The organism is Desulfurococcaceae archaeon (assembly GCA_038845865.1).
Lineage (GTDB): Archaea > Thermoproteota > Thermoprotei_A > Sulfolobales > Desulfurococcaceae > UBA285.
In genome coordinates this window covers 14,838-32,957 of record JAWBQJ010000001.1, presented here as the reverse complement: position 1 = coordinate 32,957, position 18,120 = coordinate 14,838, and the positions used below count along the sequence as shown (strand labels likewise).

17 protein-coding genes are annotated in these 18,120 nt (G+C 50.4%); 16 read left to right on the top strand and 1 reads right to left on the bottom strand.

Going from position 1 to position 18,120, the window contains the following annotated elements:
* Positions 1-16 precede the first annotated feature (16 nt).
* Together QXU03_00160 and QXU03_00155 are read left to right on the top strand one after the other, a co-directional pair.
* Positions 17-1,036, top strand: coding sequence for a DUF1152 domain-containing protein (locus tag QXU03_00160; GenBank protein MEM2170162.1), 1,020 nt, complete (start codon positions 17-19; stop codon positions 1,034-1,036).
* Between the two features lie 12 nt (positions 1,037-1,048).
* On the top strand, positions 1,049-1,633 hold the full coding sequence (locus QXU03_00155; GenBank protein MEM2170161.1) for a hypothetical protein: 585 nt from the start codon (positions 1,049-1,051) through the stop codon (positions 1,631-1,633).
* A 13-nt stretch (positions 1,634-1,646) separates the two neighbouring features.
* Here the strand turns inward: QXU03_00155 and QXU03_00150 are convergent, their stop codons facing one another.
* Positions 1,647-2,378: an MBL fold metallo-hydrolase gene (locus QXU03_00150; GenBank protein ID MEM2170160.1), complete on the bottom strand. Its 732-nt coding sequence runs from the start codon at positions 2,376-2,378 to the stop codon at positions 1,647-1,649.
* A 133-nt stretch (positions 2,379-2,511) separates the two neighbouring features.
* On the opposite strand from QXU03_00150, the gene QXU03_00145 reads away from it, so the two are divergent.
* The 14 genes from QXU03_00145 to QXU03_00080 all read left to right on the top strand — a co-directional run bounded on the left by QXU03_00145 (position 2,512) and on the right by QXU03_00080 (position 18,119).
* Positions 2,512-2,946: a winged helix-turn-helix domain-containing protein gene (locus QXU03_00145; protein MEM2170159.1), complete on the top strand. Its 435-nt coding sequence runs from the start codon at positions 2,512-2,514 to the stop codon at positions 2,944-2,946.
* A gap of 108 nt (positions 2,947-3,054) precedes the next feature.
* Positions 3,055-5,217: a beta-propeller domain-containing protein gene (locus tag QXU03_00140; protein ID MEM2170158.1), complete on the top strand. Its 2,163-nt coding sequence runs from the start codon at positions 3,055-3,057 to the stop codon at positions 5,215-5,217.
* Positions 5,218-5,636: 419 nt separating this feature from the next.
* Complete coding sequence (locus QXU03_00135) at positions 5,637-6,185, top strand: chromate transporter (GenBank protein MEM2170157.1); 549 nt, start codon at positions 5,637-5,639, stop codon at positions 6,183-6,185.
* Between the two features lie 457 nt (positions 6,186-6,642).
* Positions 6,643-7,755: a pyridoxal-5'-phosphate-dependent protein subunit beta gene (locus QXU03_00130; GenBank protein MEM2170156.1), complete on the top strand. Its 1,113-nt coding sequence runs from the start codon at positions 6,643-6,645 to the stop codon at positions 7,753-7,755.
* A 63-nt stretch (positions 7,756-7,818) separates the two neighbouring features.
* The gene (gene pdxS / locus QXU03_00125) at positions 7,819-8,826 is read left to right on the top strand and encodes a pyridoxal 5'-phosphate synthase lyase subunit PdxS (protein ID MEM2170155.1); all 1,008 of its coding nucleotides are present in this window, start codon (positions 7,819-7,821) and stop codon (positions 8,824-8,826) included.
* Between the two features lie 2 nt (positions 8,827-8,828).
* The gene (gene pdxT, locus QXU03_00120; GenBank protein ID MEM2170154.1) at positions 8,829-9,425 is read left to right on the top strand and encodes a pyridoxal 5'-phosphate synthase glutaminase subunit PdxT; all 597 of its coding nucleotides are present in this window, start codon (positions 8,829-8,831) and stop codon (positions 9,423-9,425) included.
* A gap of 90 nt (positions 9,426-9,515) precedes the next feature.
* Complete coding sequence (locus tag QXU03_00115) at positions 9,516-10,685, top strand: DUF1464 family protein (GenBank protein ID MEM2170153.1); 1,170 nt, start codon at positions 9,516-9,518, stop codon at positions 10,683-10,685.
* A 190-nt stretch (positions 10,686-10,875) separates the two neighbouring features.
* Positions 10,876-11,172 (top strand): hypothetical protein, encoded by a 297-nt coding sequence (locus QXU03_00110; GenBank protein MEM2170152.1) that lies wholly within the window; start codon positions 10,876-10,878, stop codon positions 11,170-11,172.
* Positions 11,169-12,008, top strand: a complete 840-nt coding sequence (locus QXU03_00105; GenBank protein MEM2170151.1) for a QueT transporter family protein — start codon at positions 11,169-11,171, stop codon at positions 12,006-12,008. The genes QXU03_00110 and QXU03_00105 overlap by 4 nt, the downstream gene beginning before the upstream one ends.
* Before the next feature lie 36 nt (positions 12,009-12,044).
* The gene (locus QXU03_00100) at positions 12,045-13,382 is read left to right on the top strand and encodes an amidohydrolase family protein (GenBank protein MEM2170150.1); all 1,338 of its coding nucleotides are present in this window, start codon (positions 12,045-12,047) and stop codon (positions 13,380-13,382) included.
* Between the two features lie 35 nt (positions 13,383-13,417).
* Positions 13,418-14,239 (top strand): energy-coupling factor transporter transmembrane component T, encoded by an 822-nt coding sequence (locus tag QXU03_00095; GenBank protein MEM2170149.1) that lies wholly within the window; start codon positions 13,418-13,420, stop codon positions 14,237-14,239.
* The gene (locus tag QXU03_00090) at positions 14,240-15,994 is read left to right on the top strand and encodes an energy-coupling factor transporter ATPase (GenBank protein MEM2170148.1); all 1,755 of its coding nucleotides are present in this window, start codon (positions 14,240-14,242) and stop codon (positions 15,992-15,994) included.
* Between the two features lie 13 nt (positions 15,995-16,007).
* Positions 16,008-16,730, top strand: coding sequence for a nucleoside phosphorylase (locus QXU03_00085; protein ID MEM2170147.1), 723 nt, complete (start codon positions 16,008-16,010; stop codon positions 16,728-16,730).
* A gap of 6 nt (positions 16,731-16,736) precedes the next feature.
* Positions 16,737-18,119, top strand: coding sequence for an amidohydrolase family protein (locus tag QXU03_00080; GenBank protein ID MEM2170146.1), 1,383 nt, complete (start codon positions 16,737-16,739; stop codon positions 18,117-18,119).
* Position 18,120: the final 1 nt, after the last annotated feature.

Below are 18,120 nucleotides of genomic sequence, written 5' to 3'. Positions count from 1 at the left end.
ATAACCGGTGCTTAGCTTGGACTGCATTCTCAGACCGGGTATGAGAGTGCTATTAGTCGCCATTGGTGGAGGAGGCGATGTAGCTTCAACAGCTGTACTTAAACGGTCTTTAAAGGACATTAACGTGGACTGCATACTGGCATCGATAGCCTGGGAAAGGTACGTTTACGATCCCTCACCGGGCCCTGTAAGGCTTAGCGAAATAAGAAACTACGTTGATAGCGGAGAATACTACGTTGCTATAACAGGCGAAAGCTACGCTATACGCGGGGGGAAGAAGTTAGTGTTTCAGGCCGCGAAGGTGGCACGGCTGCTCGGTGAGAAGATGTACATAATAGACCTTTACGGCGGGGTTGAAGGGTACACGAGGGCATTGGAGGAAATCACCCTGAAAGATGGTCTAGACCTCGTGATCGGTGTGGACGTTGGAGGTGATAGTCTGGCAACGGGGTGTGAAGAAGACCTTTGGAGCCCCCTCGCAGACTGGATGGGGTTAGCCGCGCTCTCGAGAGTTAGAGGTATACTTGCAGTGCACTCTCCTGGTAGTGACGGTGAGCTAGATCAAGAATACCTCCTCGAGAGAATTGACAACTACGCACGCAAGGGGGGATTACTCGCAGTGAGGTCCATGTGTGCGCGTGACGCGAAGTTCCTAGAGGAGGTTTTAAAGGACATTAACAGCGAAGCATCCGCCATACCCCTAATGGCCTATCGTGGTGTGAGGGGTGATGTTGAGTTACGTAAAGGATCTAGAAGGGTTAAGGTCACCCTCTTGAACACTTTCACCTTCTTCTTAGATGCCTTTATGGTAGTAAATAGCATTGAGCCTGTAAAAGGGCTTCGTTACACCAAGTCGCTCGAAGAAGCGGTGAAGCTGGTTAATTCTTACGGCATATACACGGAACTCAATTTAGAGGAAGATCTCGCAAAGCTCGGTGTTAAGCCCGAAGAGATAACTGGCGGGCTACTAATAGAGGTTAGAAAACGCGGTATTACTAGGGTTAAAAGTAGCGCCATGATAAAGTACTGTAGTTAAGGCGGGGTCGCTATGCACCCAGCTGACAGGAGAAAAAAGCTCGTAGCAGTCGTTGCGCACTGTACGTTGAACCAGAATACCGTAGTTAAGCATCTCGCCAGCCACGAGGGCGTAGTGAGTGACTTCGTGAACGCGCTCGTGAAGCTGGGTTACGGCATTGTCCAGTTACCGTGTCCCGAGGCCTTATACCTCGGCATGAGGAGGTGGTGGATGAGTAAAGAGCAGTACGATACTCAGTCTTACAGGAAGTTCTCCCGGAAAATACTTGAACACTACGTAGCCCTGCTGAAAGAGTTAGTAAGGGACGGTTGCACGTACATACTAGTGGGAGTGCACGGTAGCCCTTCATGCGCCGTTGAGACGACAACAAGCAACCCGTACTGGCAAGGTGAACCCAAAGTAAACGCATATCCGCAATCCACCAAAATAAGCGGTATAGGAGTGTTCATGGAGGTTTTCCTCGAAATGATCAGGAGCTCCGGCATCCCTGAGCCGGTGCTCGCACTAGATGTAGATCACAGAGAGGTGGCTGAGAGGGGGTTACGACAAGATCTACTGGAACGCCTTTCTAGCGTGTCCTGCAAGTTTACAAATTGAAATGGCTGAGGGGTTAGAGAAAAAGCTCGTAACCGGGATACGCCAAATATACTTCCAGACCTTCTGGTAAGGGCGCCCTTAGGGCTGGCGTGTCCACGTAGTAGTGTACTAGAATGAGTTTCCTGCTTCCAGATTCTACGGCCACCCTTACCGCATCACCTACGTTGCTGTGCCCATATAAATGAGCATCTTCATGATGCCCCGACGCCTCATGTATTAGTAAATCACAGTTCTCCGCGAGCCTTACGAGTGCCGGGTTGTAGGCGGTGTCACCAGAGTACACTATGCACCTACCCTCCGCCATGATCTTTAGTGAAAGCGCGGGTACCGGGTGTACTGCCCTCTCAAAGTAGAGGGTGAAGTCGCCTACGTTGACATTGCTACCTGGTGAAACACCCAGTAGCGTTGCTACGCCCGTGTAATCTACACCCACTATTCTCAGAAGCGCGTCGAGGTCGCTAACGGACTCCCGTGGAGCGTATACGCGTAAACTACTAACCTTTTCATAGTGTTTAGCAAACATTAGTAGCGTAGGTAAACCCAGCACGTGGTCTCCGTGGAGGTGGGTAATCACTACACTTTCAAGGTCATGCACCTTAAAGCCGTGAAAATAGAGAGATCTAACAACACCTTCACCAGCATCCAGTAGCAACCCTCCTCCTCTACTCGACACTACTAGTATAGACGTGTGACCAAGTATGGGCTTAGATATCCAGCCTCCCACGCCTAGAAACAGTACTTTCAAGTTCGTACACCCTTGGAATACTAAGTGAAGTAAGGGCAGTTAAACAGCCTCGTTGACGCTGCTGGGCCACACTTATTTGAAGCACTAAGCATGTTACTGGAAGTGGAAGTAGATTAAAGGGTGCTCCTATACCGTGAGTAGAGCACGTAGAGGTATTGACAACGGTGAGCTAAGCCCGTTAGATATAAGAATATACACCCTACTCCTCGAATCTAAAGAGCCTCTTAGCGTCAGAGATATCGCCAGCGTGTTGGACGCCTCGCCAAGCACGGTACACTACCACGTCAAGAAACTGAAAAGGCTGGGATTAATCCAAGATGGCGAGGAAGGCTACGTAGTCGTAGGTAAAGTAACGCTCGAAGACTACATCGTAATCGGAAGGAAAGTGGTGCCCAGGCTGATAGTTTACTCTTTCTTCTTCCTCGGACTTTTCCTAGGACAGCTCGTCGTGGCTTTACATAGAGGCGAGTTCACGATAGACTCCCTCGTGGCGATAACGACTTCCTTAACAGCGTTCACGTTGATGTTCTTAGAGGGCTACAGGTACAGGAAGAGGATCTTGACCTAGGGGGCGTAAAGCACGCTGTCCGGGTTCTAGGACACTCGGCTGGGTTGAGTGTACAAGCATTTCCATTAAGAGGCCGCGTGTACAGATTTGTACAGAGAGGTGTAAACCTTGGATAGGCGCCTCGTGTTGTTTGTATCAATAGCGTTATTGACTGGCGTAGTCATCCCCATAGCGGCGTACCTGGCATTTAACGTGCTGGCACAGATGAATGTGACCACGCGTATATTGCCGGTACCTACAACACCTTCACCTGGAGAAAGGGGGGCCGAAAGCGAGTTATCGAGCTATGAGGAACTCGTAGAGTTGCTTTCTAGGACTTTAAATTACAAGAAGCACGTAGCATCGCTACTACGCCTTTATTACACCAAGGCGGCAGTGCCGGTAGAATTGCCAGCAATCACCGATATTCAAGTATTCGGGCTTACCACCAGCAGAGCCGCTCAAGCACTCCAAGAAACCGCCACTACGAGAGTTTCGTGGACTAATGTACAAGTAGCAGGCATCGATGAACCTGATATCGTTAAGGCGAATGAAAAGATCATAGCCACCGCTTCTTCCAGAGAAGTCTTCCTCGTTAGCGTGCAGGGGAAAAAGGTAGTTGGCAAGGTGGTTATCGAAGAAAGCAGTATTCAGGGGCTGTTTTTACGAGGAAACAGGCTTGTAATAATAGCCCATAGCATTGAAGAAACGAAAATGCCGTTAATACTGGGTACTAACGTAACGATGTTCGCTCCCTGCGAGTACACGTCTATATATGTAGTCGATGTAAGTGATCCCGAAGAACCGAACCCGCTGACGAGGATCAGGATTGGCGGGTCTCTTCTCAGCGCTAGACTCTTAGGGGAGGTGGTCTACGTAGTCGCGAATCAGCCCGCAGTCGAAGGCGAGTCGGAACTGCTAATACCGGTAGTAAACGCTCGCGCGGTGAGCGCCGAAAACATTATAATCACAGGGGCCCTCGGAGAAGTGTATGCGAACATACTGTCTATTAACGTGACCGGGCTGGAATACGCTGTTAGATCAGTGCTAATGCCGGCTGGTAGCAGGCTTTATATGAGCTACGAGAAGCTTTACATAGTATCGTCTACTCAGCCGTCGATCGTCGACTTGTATAGGAACGTTGTTGAGGCGGCAGCCAGGCTACTCCCCCTTGATGTTTCGGGGAAAATTAAAGTCTATGTTGAAGGGGGAGATCTGACGTCAGCGTATAGCCACCTCGTAGAATACATTAACGGCGTGGACAAGCCCGAAGAGTTCCTAGAGAAGGTGAGGAGGGAATTAGAGTTGGTGGAATTACCCGATTATACGCACATATACGTACTAGGAGTTAGAGGGCTGGGAATCGACTACATTGGTAGCGTTACGGTTGAAGGCAGGGTGCTCGACCAGTTCGCGATCGAGGAGTACGACGGCTACTTTGTCGTTGCAACGACGGTTAACAGTTATAAAGTGAGTTTAGGCTATGTCGTGGTCACATCGCAATTACCTAGTGTAGAGCAAGGCGCTACAATACTTATTTGTAGAGGGACAGAGTGCGTTGATAGAACGGTACCAGTCAGGTACGTGAACGTAAGTAGCGAAGTGATGCCAGGAAAAAACATTTACATGCACCCTTACGTGTCTGTCAGCGATTCGGATAATAGAGTGTACGTAGTAAGCCTTGATTCGCTCACCATCAGAGGGGTTTTGAAGCACCTTGCAAGCGGTGAGAGGATCTACGCTGCGAGATTAATCAAAAACACCCTGTTCCTAGTAACCTTTAGGCAGGTTGACCCACTGTTCGCGATAGACCTCTCGAACCCGGAGAACCCTAAGGTATTGGGCTACTTGAAGATACCCGGTTTTAGTGAGTACTTGCACCCGCTACCGGGAGATACTCTACTCGGCGTCGGGCGCGAGGACCCCTCGAATTTAAAGATATCGTTGTTTGACGTTAAAAACCCGGCTAACATGAGCGAGGTCGTGAAGATAGTAATAAACATGGCATCGAGCCCAGCTCTACAAGACCACCACGCCGTCACGGTTGACCCGGATTACAACCACGTTTACATACCAATCGCACTGTACAGGGCTATGCGAGGTGAAGAACCAACTGGTATAGCGGTAGTGTACTTCGAAAACAGCGCCCTGCAATTAAAGGCCATATTAAGTCACCCAGGCGCGACAAGGGCTCTATACATAGGTAATGAGCTCTACACGGTATCGTCGAGCTCGATCAGGGTATTCAATGTAGAGTCGCTAGAGCTGATCTCGGAGATACCCTTAAAGTAGCTTCAAGGAGACAGGGCACTATATAAAGGTGCCTAATGCAGGGTCTCAACGAGCAAAATACGATCATGAGGCCTCCAGGCCTTTCGGGTATTCCGCAAGTTTTCAAGCCCCCATTTACTACAATCACGGTGTCAGGGTGCTCGAACCCGCACAAACCTGGTACCGAGCCCCTTTTCCAAAGAACATTTTAACGGCCCTGACATCGCCATGTTTCGCGCTGGGCTCCATGTTTTCGAGGGCCACTCTTCTGCCCTATAGCACGTTGAAGATTCTGCTGGAAGACCTCAACAACCTTTTCAGGTTCAGGTAAAGCACCTCGAATGAAACAGGTTAACCATGAGGGAAGTAAAAGCAGGTTTATTTAAAACCGATTTTGTGTTTAGTAACGTGTTTACGGATAGGAAATGGAGGGACAGACAATGGTTTCGTACCTGGAGCTGTTCTTAGAGTTTTTGAAAATAGGGTTCATAATGTTCGGGGGCGGCTATGGAGGAATCGGAGTATACTACAGGGTCCTAGTGGAGGACAAGAAATGGATAGGTGAAGAAGAGTTCCTAAGCATAATAGGAATAGCCGAGAGCACTCCCGGTCCAATAGCCATAAATACAGCTACATGGGTTGGCTACGTATTAAAAGGGGTGCCCGGTTCCATTGTAGCAACACTTGGAGTCGTCCTACCATGTTATGTCGTGATACTAGGTACTGTTATGTTCCTGAGGCCCTACATGGAACATTGGGTGGCTAAAGCCGTTTTCCGAGGCATAAATGCAGCTGTTTTAGCAATTATTCTGTATGCTTTGATCAGGCTGGCTAGTAGCACGTTAATAAAGAGTGGATCGTTAGACTGGGTATCAATACTGATACTCATTATACTTGCCATATTGATGTTAACGTTGAGACTGCACCCAGTTGTGGTAATTGCATCGGCTGCCTTGATTAGTCTCCTGGTAAAACTACTTGGATTTTAATACATGTGTTCATGAAACTAGGGTCTTTATTCAACGCTGCACGGGATGAAAGCTTATCAATGATGAAAGGCTATTGGTAGAGAACTAGAGCTCAGTGCTAAATACGTTGAGGCAAGACCACTAGGTGATCGCAGGCATTCCGCCACGTAGTGGTAGATCAATTGAGGCCCTTAGGTACAGAACAAGAGGTATTAAATAGGAGTGTTTGGGACGCTTGAAGCTGTTACCCGCGCAAGCGAGAAATGGAACTTAAGTGGTTATTTTACCTTGCACGGTGCGGTGTTACAGCGATATAGCTACGCTATGATGCACGATCTTTTCAGGACCATTGCCTCCACCCACGTGGTATTGGTATTAGTTCAACGCTCCCCAGCCCAGTTCCATGGGGGTGCGCAGTACCCTTCATAATATAGCTTTTCAGCGCTTTGATGCTATTTTAAAGTAACGGGATTACGTGATGAGTTGCGTTAGCTGGTTTTTGAAATGCCTACGTTGTGGACTGGAGTTACCGGTGCCCGTTCTCGACGCCTGTCCTCGTTGTGGAGGAGTGCTAGTAGTAGAGTATACAAACCCCGTATTTAGGGTTAACCGCGGAGAGCACGGTATATGGAGGTACGCCTCACTGCTTCCAGGGTTTACTAACAGGATATCGCTCGGAGAGGGTTTAACGCCTATAGGTAAAGTTAACGGTGTGATAGTTAAGAATGAGAAGTTCAATCCTACGGGGTCTTACGCGGATAGGGCTTCCGCGGTCATAGCTTCATACGTGAAGAACTCGGGGGCTACGCGCGTATCGCTCGATTACTTCCCTGATTTCACGAGGTCGACGCTACACTACCTCCGAGACGTGGACGTAGAAGTGGTGGCGAAAAGCATCTTCGAAGTGGAACCGGAAGACATGGTGTTCTTCGCTTCGAGAAAGGTGGAGATCATGAAGTCCCCGAGTGCTGGGTACTTGAGGGTTGGCTACGTCAACCCATTTACGGTAGAGGGCTTGAAGACAATAGTGTTCGAACTGTACGAGAGAGGCGTTCAAGCCGACTACGTGGTGGTACCGGCCAAGACAGGCCTGCTTGCCCTGTCCCTCTACAAGGGGTTAAAAGACCTGAACGAAGCGGGCATAGAATACGGTTGCGACATTGTGGCGGCCACTGTGAAGGGTTTAGGCGTTCAGCTAGTGCGCGGAGTTAGCGGTATAAGGGTTGTCGAGATACCCGATCAGGAGGTCTACGAATCCTTTAAGCAGCTAGTAGCTAGAGGCTTCAAGATAAAGTTACTGGCTGCACTGAGCTACCACGTTGCGAGAGTGCTCGGTAACGCGGTCGCGGTTATGACCATGGGGTTTAAGCCTCCGGGGAAAGGCGAGAGAAGCGCCGTCAAGCAGGCAGTACTGGAAGTGCTAGCCAGAAGACAGCCGTTGACCGCCTACGAGATCTGGAGGGAAAGGCCCATCTACACTCTAAGGGCTGTATACAAGGCCGTAAAAGACATGGAGTTGAGAGGTGAAGTATGCTACGAAGTCGTGAGTAAGGGGAAGCGCAAAGTCAAGCTCTACAGCATTTGCCGGTAAGCTATTGAACGTTCAATAATGCTTAACAAGGAGCTCACTATATAACACTCCTAGGTGAGCTAGTTGAAGCTAGTGGACTCGTACATGTACCTCGATAAGCTCAGGGATATCATATATTCTCTGCTAGAGCTGAGAGACAGGGCCAAGGAATCCGGGTCAGAGCTCATTCCAATACGCGAGGCAACGCCGCTCGTCCGCTACGGCTTCATATCTATGTTTAAAGGAGGCGTTATAATGGACGTTACGAACGAAGAGCAGGCAAGAATCGCAGAAGAAGCGGGAGCGGTCGGAGTAATGATCCTCGACAAGCTACCCTATGACGTGAGAATGGCGGGTGGCGTGGCGAGAACGGCCGATTTAAACGTAATAGTGAGCGTTATGAACGCGATCACCATACCAGTGTCCGCTAAGTGCCGTATAGGGCATAGAGAAGAAGCGAGGTTGCTGGAGGAGGTAGGCGTAGATCTCATTGATGAAAGCGAGGTCTTAACGCCAGTTGACGAGAAAAATCACATCAACAAGTGGGACTTCAAGACGCCGTTTGTTAACGGTGCCAGAAACCTTCCTGAGGCTTTGAGGAGGATATATGAGGGAGCGTCGATGATCAGGACCAAGGGTGAGCCCGGTACGGGCAACGTCGCGGAAGCTGTCAGGCACATGAAGCTCGTAAACAGGGACATCGCAACCCTGAGAGGGTACTATCTGAGCGGAGACTACGAAGCCATATGGCTTTACTCCAAGGAGAACAAGGTACCGTACGAGCTAGCGCTACTGACCGCCAGGCTCGGCCGCATGCCGGTTGTCAACTTCGCCGCAGGAGGTATTGCAACGCCGGCTGACGCGGCTTTAATGATGTGGCTGGGATCGGATGGAGTCTTCGTGGGCTCAGGCATATTCAAGAGCCAAGATCCAGGAAACAGGGCTAGGGCAATAGTGCTGGCGACGTCGTTTTACGATGACCCGGAAACAGTCGTAGAAGCCCAGAAAATGGTCTCGGAGAGGTATGCGATGATGGGCATTGATGTTAGAACGCTTAAACCAGAGCAGTTAATGCAAGTTAGAGGAGAGTAGTCGTGATCACTATAGGCGTGCTAGCTTTACAGGGAGACTTCTTAGAGCACCTAGAGATACTAAGAGAAATTGGGGTAAATGCCAAGCCCGTCAAGAAATCCGAAGACCTAAGCGGCATCGACGCTCTGGTAATACCGGGAGGAGAGTCTACCACGATCGGCACACTCATGAAGGTCAGAAACCTCATTGAACCCGTAATAAAACTAGCTGAAAGCGGCGTACCAATACTCGGCACTTGCGCCGGTGCTGTGCTAATGGCCAAGAAGGTCGTTGACAGGGTTGTAGGTGAAACGGGGCAGGTAACGCTGGGCTTAATGGATATTAGCGTGGTAAGAAACGTGTTTGGAAGGCAGAAGAACTCGTTTATAACCGACGTAGAAGTAGAAGGAATGGGCATCGTGAAAGCCGCTTTCATACGCGCACCTGGAATAATCGATGCCTGGGGGTCAGCGAGAATAATAGGATACGTAGACCACCCGGCAGTGGGCAGGATTGGTGCAGCCGCTCTGCAGGGTAACCTAGTAGCTGTGACCTTCCACCCAGAGATAACTGGCGATAAGAAAGTATACCAGTACTTGATCTCGAAGATAGTGAAGTAAACTCCCTTAACGAACCGTATTTCCCCACTCAGCCCTCTGCACCTGTACCTTCACGGTGCAGCCCTAGTATAGTCGGCAGGGTACTGTCTCATGGTCCGAATAGTCGGCATCGACCCCGGCACAAAAACGTTTGACGTCGTCGCCCTCGAAGATAACGCCATTAAAGTCGAACGAAGCTTTGACACTCCGCTAATAGCCTCTAACCCTCAGGTACTCGTCGAGGCCGTAGACGCATTAAACCCAGACTACGTCGTAGCTCCGTCCGGTTATGGCGTACCCGTAACCTTTGGCGATAACGTTCTCGATGCTAGAAGGTTTGCAGTAGAGGTTTTACTCCTCAGCACCGAAGAAGACATCAGCGCTGGGGTTAGGAGCGGCGAGGTGGGTATATGGGTTTACGACGCCCTCGCAAAGGTGGTATCTCACCTAGTTAGTAGGTATGGTGGAAAAACCTTGTTCCTACCGGCCGTAATACACCTGCCCACTATACCCCGATACAGAAAAATCAACAAGATCGATATGGGGACCGTTGATAAGCTGGCATCCACGTTCCTCGCCGTTTACGAGGTGAGCGAGAAGTACGGGTATGACACGAACAGAGTAAATATCGTTGTCGCGGAGCTCGGTTACGGCTACACTGCAACCATAGCCGTTAAGAACGGTGTTATAGTTGACGGCGTGGGCGGCACGTACGCGTCCACAGGAATGCTTACACCTGGGGCAGTAGACTTCGAAGTCGTAGTAGGCGCTAAAACGTGGAAAAGGTGGGATGTTTTTCACGGAGGCGTACTCTACGGCACTGAGCTACGGGAGCTTGACGAGATCATAAGACGCTTCGAGAACGGTGAAGAACCCTACGCAAGCATGTTCAAGGCTTTCATTGAGGGGGTGGTAAAAGACATTAATAGGATGATCGTGTCCACGCCGGGAGCGGACATGGCCGTCTTGACGGGTAGGCACGGTAAGAACGCCAAGATCGCTAAGTACATCGGCGATCTGCTCAAGGACGTGGAGGTGGTGACGTTGAGGGGGCTTAAAGGGGCTTCTAAAGCCAAAGAAGCCGCTCAGGGGTACGCAGCGATCGGTGAAGGCATCGTAGGCACGTGGTTTAAAGACCTGGTCAAGTATATGGGTGTAGAGAGCTCGTGCGGGGCATCGGTAGACTACGTTATTCACCCAAGGGCTCGGGAATTTGTTGCAAGAGTTAGAAAGGCGTACATAGAGACTGTTCGTAGGCCAAAACTATGTAATGAAGCGTAGTGGAAGATGAACGGCACATTTTTAGGTCTTGCCACTCCACCGAAACTAAGAGCTGGAGTAAAGCCCTATCGCCAACACCATGCCGGGTGCTCACCGCTTCGTGGAGTAATTGTACCGTGCCTATTACTGGGATGAGAGCAATTCCACGGTATACTTTTTTATATTTTGACCAACATTTATACACACGAAGGTGTTCGAGTCAATGGACCAGTTTGTAGTATTAACTATTATCGGCGCCATAATTCTAGTACTTGGAATAGCGTTGTTCGCCGGTAAGAGGCGCGGTGGGGGGCTACTAGTCCTGATCGGGGTTCTCTGGTTGTTAACCATGGCACTTTACTACGGGCTCTCGTACGCTGGAATATATGGAACACCACATCCACTGAACAACGTCATTGGCGTGATAATACTGGTAGCCGGATTGGGGATCACTCTACAGTACCTGAGGAGAAGGCCTGGAAAAACGGGCCAGGGTGAAGGGAAGTGACGTCTGGAAGGGTAGGACCTGCACTTTGGACGGTCTCAATCATAGTGGCAATACTGTTCGTTGCGTTTTTCATATATATAGGAGTAGACATTCTAGCTAAGGGCGTTGATAAGCCATCCGACTGGCTAATTACACAGCCCTTCGTGATGCTTGGCAGGGACTTCTGGTTTGGTGTGGGTTTGGTGCTCTGGCTTGCGGGGACCGTGTTGTTCTTCATGGAGCTACTGGGCTGGACGGTTAAGGGTGGAAGGCTCGTCAAGCAGATAATAAGGTGGGATGCAGTGGACATCTCAATAACGGCGCTCTGCGCAGCCGTCTACGGAGGTGCTCTAGCGGCAACTGGTGGTATACCGATAATACCAGGCTTCACGTGGATCAGGCCGGCAAACGCTCTAGCACCGCTTTTCGGCATACTCTTCGGCATACCGGGAGCACTCGGCACCTCTATAGGAAACTTCATAGCAGACGCTTTGGCGGGCTATCTAAGTGTAGGCAGTATCGGGGGCTTCGTGGGCAACTTCGTAATAGCGTACGTGCCCTACAAGCTAATGAAAGACCACACGTTCAGAACGCCGAGAAGCATTGTAGAGTTCTACGTGTGGTGCGTCTTGGTATCAAGCGTGTGGTGCTCAATATACATATCATGGTGGCTGGACGCTTTAGAGCCTGTAATAGGGTTACCGAGAAGCATGGTATGGGGTTGGTTTGCACCGTGGGTAATATTTAACAATGCATTCATAACGGCGATCGTAACGCCCATACTAGGCTTCATACTCTACCCGCCAATAAAAGCACGGGGACTTTACTGGGCCGATAGAGTAGAGTTTAAGGCCTAGTGATAAAGGTCTTTTTTCCCCGGAGGTGCCCTCTTAGTGTCAACTACTTGCATTAAAGGCTTAGTGCTCACGATGGACGAGAAGGGCACTGTGCTACCAAGAGGCCTGGTTGTGTTTGATGGCGTGGACGGCGTGATCACGGCCGTCGACAAGGAGGAGAACCTGGGGAAGCATAAGTGCGATGTTTTAGAAGGAGGGGAGAACCACGTCGTCATGCCGGGTTTAATTAACACGCACACTCACACCCCCATGATCGTCTTCCAGGGCCTCTTTTCAGGGTTAACGGGCTTCAACTGGCTGAAGAGGGTGTGGTTTCTGGAGGGATTACTGAAGCCGAGCGACATCTACCTCTCCGCGAAGATGGCAATGGTGCTGATGCTGGAAAACGGGATAACCACGTTTTCTGATCACTATTTCTACGAAGAAGAGGTTGTAAAGGCCGTGGAAGAGGTGGGTATGAGGGCCGTGCTCGCGAAGAGCATTGTAGAGTACAGCGAGCATGCTCCCAAGCACAGCGTCAAGGACTCGGTTGACTTCGCGTTGAAATACGCCAACGCAGCCGGCGGGAGGGTGAGCACGATGATCGGCATACACTCACTTTACTCTTGTAGTATCGAGACAGTGCGCGAAGCCGTAGAAGCCTCGCTTAGTACCAATATAAAGATACACATGCACTTCTCCGAGTCCCTACACGAGGTGGAGCACGTCAAGGAGAAGTACGGCACTACGCCGGCAGAGCTGGCAGAGAAAGTTGGATTAATGGAGGCGAGGCCATTATTGGCTCACGCGACGTACCTGACCGATAGGGATCTAGAAATACTCGGCAGGTATAAACCCGGCGTAGCGTACTCGCCATTTACAATAATGAGCTGGGGCCAAGGCGTCGCGAGAGTACATGAGCTACTGGAGAAGGGCGTGCACGTATCGCTTGCCACGGATGGCCCCCTTACGAGTGGTGACCTCTGCCTATTCAAAGAAATGAAGTTTACAATAGCAGTGCAATCTAGTGTCTACAGGTATCCGGGTAGAATTGCTCCGAGGAACGTGTTGGAGATGGCTACGAGGATTGCTGCCTTAAACCTCGGGCTGGAGAACAAGGTGGGATCCCTGGAACCGGGTAAGAGGGCTGATATACTGGTCTTGAAGCCAAGGCTAAGTAGATCTATTGGGCTGCACGAGGACCCCTACCACACTGTTGTGTACAATTTAGGTTGCGAAAGCGTCTCTATGGTTTACGTAAACGGTAAAAAGCTGGTTGATAGAGGCAACGTCGTGGGAATTAGCGTCGAAAGGCTCTATAAACGCGTACTCGATATTAGAGAGCGAATTATGAACGAGGCTGGAAGTGGAATGGAGGGTTTTAGCCGCCACTAGCTTATGGTACTACTTAAGGGTGAAGGTGGCTTCTAGTGGCCTTCACGGGGCTTTACCTACCTAGGAATAGCATCATACACAAACTAGACGCGCGGGTCAAGCTAGTTTGGTTTATACTGGCATTTGCCGCATCCATAGCATCTCAGTGGGACGGCTCGGTCTCAGTATTCGTCTACGCATCACTGATCGTGGGCCTGACGCTGGCCAAGATCTCCATTAAGAGGGCGGCGCTGATCGTGGCATACAGTATAGTGTTCTTCGTAGTAACGGTACTGGTATGGGCGTCGATGTACCAGGGTGTTGGTACATACCTATGGACATTTCCACTAGCGAACATAAGGATAACGGACGTAGGGCTATTAGTGGGGTTGGGCAAATTCTTTCTCATAGTAAACCCGATCACGGCCTTCCTGCTACTAGTAACGACCACTAAAATGTATGACTTAGTCCAGGTGTTTACTAGGATGGGCGTTCCTTACAAAGTCGGTTACATGTTCATGCTGGCCTTTGGACTGTTACCGTACACGCTAATGGAGTTTAAGAACGTGATAGACGTGCAGAGGGCCCGTGGAATACCGGTGGACTCGAAGAACCCGGTTAAAAGGATCATTTACACGGTCCCCGTGTTCGTCCCCGTGATCATCAGGATGCTCAGTTATGCCTGGGACTTAAGCGTGGTGCTGAATGTAAGGGGTTTTGGTGCCAGTAAGAACAGGACATTCTACTTCTCCCTTAAGTGGAGTAGCCGTGACACCGTTGCAGTGGTGGTGCTGGTAGTTCTTTATGTACTGCTTATAGCCTTAAAGCTCACGGGCTTCTCTACGTACTACTACGTCGTCAAGGCGCTCGGTGAGTAGGTGTTCGGCGTGGTGGACGCTATTAGGGTTGAAAACCTCTGGTTTAAGTATATTGGGTCGGATGAGTGGGTTTTGAAGGACATTTCCTTCGGGGTTCGTGAGGGAGAAACGGTAGTGATTATGGGGCCCTCGGGATGCGGCAAGTCAACGCTGCTTTACGTGCTCGTTGGCATGATACCGCACATCATCAGGGGCGAGATCAGGGGTCACGTCAGCTTGATGGGGCTCGACGTCTTAAGGTCAAGGCCCGAAGAGCTCACCCGGCTGGTAGGTCTTGTCTTCCAGAACCCGGAGATACAGGTAATAATGCCGAGCATAGTGGAGGAGATCGCGTTCGGTCTTGAAAACCTGAATTTGAGTACCAGTGAGATCGATAAGAGGATCAGGGAAATCTTAGAATTAACGGGCCTAGTTCACAAGATGCACGAATCACCCTATTCATTATCCCTCGGAGAAAAGCAGGTTCTGGCTATAGCTTCTGTGCTCGCTCTCAAACCTAGAATACTCGTACTAGACGAGCCCACGTCGATGCTGGATCATCCCGGCACACGGCGAATACTCGAGTTAATTGAGAAGATTAAAAGAGAAACCAGTATGACGCTAGTAGTCGTGGAGCACAGAATCGAGTGGGTTGCCGAACACGCCGATAGGATCCTCATAATGGAGGATGGAAAAATAGCGTGTGAGGGGGCGCCCAGTGAGATATTCAGTGACAAAGACCTAGTAGTAAAGACCGGTGTTAGGCCACCTCAAGTTAGTGAGATATTCTACAGGATCTTGGACTCTAAGCCGGGCTCGTTCCCCAAGATACCCGTAGCGCTTAGGGAAGCCGTGGAGTCCCTAAAAGCAAATCCCAAATTAAAGTCAGCCCACACCGTAGTAGCGCCTACCACGCTGAAGGAAGGAAGTGTTGAGGATTTCGCGAAGGGTAGAGTTGTAATAGAGGTTAGGGACTTATGGTTTAGGTATGGTAGAGGCCTTCCCTGGATTCTACGAGGCGTAAATCTAGAAGTACGTGAAGGGGAGTTCCTAGCAATTATTGGGCACAGCGGTGCTGGTAAGACAACGCTTGTAAAGCACTTTAACGGACTCTTGAAGCCTGTTAACGGCTACGTTAAGATACTCGGCTACGATACGCGTAAAACATCCGTCTCCACGCTCGCTAGAATTGTGGGAATGGTGTTCCAGAACCCCGAAGCCCAGTTCTTCGCTAGTACCATATATGACGAAATGAGCTTTGCGCTTAGAAAAATAGGTTTAAGTAAGGAAGAAGTTGAGGGAAGAATAAAAGAAGCCCTTGAAGCGGTTGACCTGCAAAAACCACTGCAGATGTCACCGCACCTGTTAAGCTTCGGCGAGAAGCATAGGCTCGCCATAGCCAGTATCTTGGCGCTAAGGCCTAAGGTGATAGTTCTAGACGAGCCTTTCTCAGGGCTAGACTACAAGCGTAGCTTACAGTTACTGTTGGTTTTGAAGAAGTTCACCAAGCTTGGAGGAACAGTAGTGCTCGTCGCGCACGACTTGCAGCTGATAGGCGAAGTGGCTGACAGGGTGGTTGTGCTGTCCGGCGGTAAAATAGCTCGTGAAGGAACCACCCGAGAGGTGCTGAGCGACGTGGAGTGGCTTGCTGAGCACGGGTTTATACCGTTACAGTCAACGTTACTGGCTAGGGAACTCGGAATAGTGGGCGCCGTTAAGACGGGAGAAGTGGCGGAGGCTATAGTGCAACTCTTAAATCCCCAATTCCCGGCGTGATCGGGTGGCAGGCTTGTCAGAGCCCGTCCACATAAAGGCCCGTAAGGGGGAGATAGCAGAGCACGTAATTGTGGCAGGAGACCCTGCTAGGGTTAAGCTAGTATCAGGGCTCCTGGAGACCCCTAAACTAGTTAGTGATATCAGGGGCTACCACGTCTACACGGGGCTATACCGCGGGGTCCCAGTAACCGTGGCTGTTCATGGCATCGGCTCAGCATCGGCTGTGCTGGTCCTGGAGGAGCTAATTATGCTAGGAGCTAGAGTAGTCGTTAGACTCGGTACCTGCGGGGGCATGGTCAAGGAGCTGGATGTCGGCGACCTCGTGATACCTACCGGTGCTTCGTACTACTGTGGAGGACTATTCCACCAGTACGTTGAAGAACCAGTGTGTCAGGCTGCTCTGCCTAGTTACGAGTTACTGGAAAACATAGTTACGCAAGTACGTAAACTCGGCAAAAAGCACATGGTGGCCCCAGTAGTTAGCTGTGACGCATTTTACACCGAGCCGGGCTTCGTAGAGAAGTGGGTTAACAGGGGCATGGTCGCCGTTGACATGGAAACAGCGCCGATACTCGCAGTCAGCTTATTGAGGAGAGTTAAGGCCGCCTCAGTGTTGATAGTCAGCAACTCCCTCGTAAAGCCTACAGGCTTCGCCTTAGCTAGTGAGCTGGAAAGGCATGTCAAAGATGTTGCACCGGCTGTGTTAGAGGCCCTCATCCGTACTAGTGTGAGGTGAGAGGCGGTGAGCACCGTCAAGGAGAGGGTGGACACCATAGTATGCGGAAAGTACGTCATGACGTTGAATCCATACGACTTCGTTATACCGAGAGGGGCTATCGCCATCAAGGACGGGCTCATAGTAGACGTTGGTGACGAGTACAGCATCAAAGACAGGTATGTAGCTGAAGACGTCGTGGAGAGAAAACACCACGTAGTTATGCCCGGTCTACTCGACTGCCACGTGCATACACAGCAACTCCTACTGAGGTCGGCACTAGGTGACGTGTTAATGCAAATGCCCCCAGTATGGACGAAGATCCTGGTCCCCTTCGAAGAGGCCATGAGTGAGGACCTCGCCAGGCTCTCAACACAGGCCAGCATACTTAACATGTTAAAGAACGGTGTAACCTACTTCGTTGAAGCCGGCGCACCCTACCCGGAAATCCTCGTGGAGGAGGCCATCAAGTCCGGGATTAAAGGCGTAGTAACTTACGCAACTTACGACGTAGTCGAAGGAGAGACTAGGCGCACGTCCGAGGTAATGGAGAGGGCTTTAATGCTTTACGAGGGGTTTAGCAAGGCTAGTAGCAGGGTTCGTATATGGATGAGCTTAAGGCAGGTAATGATGTCTTCTGAAGAACTAGTGAGATCCGTCATGGAAGAGTGCAGAAAACACGGCATCGGGTTAACGCTCCACCTGGCCGAGTACCAGGGCGAAGTAGACTACACCTTGAGCAAGTACGGTATGAGGCCGCTGGAATACATGGTTTACAGAGGTATAGGTGAGATCAAGCCGGTGATCGTGGCGCACGGGATCTACCTCTCGCCCGTGGAAATAAGCCTGCTCAAGAAGCACGGTATAGGCTTGTGCTGGTGTCCTACCGTAGACTCCTGGCTCATGGGCATACACTGGACCGGGCTACTCGACGACGAGGACCTAATAGCTGGCATAGGAAGTGATGGCGGCGCGTGGAATAGGCTTGACGTTTTACACGAAATTAAGGTGGCAAGGGCCATTGGTAAGGCCGTAGCTAACTCCCTGTTTTACTACAAGTCTGGCACTAGTGCACGGAGGCTTCTTAAAATGGCCACTGGACATGGCGGAGCCCTGGTAGGTGAGAGAGTTGGGGTGATCGGCAAAGGCTATCCAGCTGACCTAGCGGTGCTTAACGTGTCATCCATTAAGACTATGCCAGTTATAGACCCCGTAGATGCTGTAGTCAGCTACTTAGAGGGTGATGCTGTTACAGACGTGCTCGTAGATGGGGTGTTCGTGGTTAAAAACGGCAATGTGATTACAGTGGATGAAGAGCGCGTGCTAAAGGAGTTACTCGATCGCGAAGACCAGGTAAGAGAGGTCGTTCACGAGCTATTTAAGAAGTTGCCAATAAGCCCGCCCAGCTGAA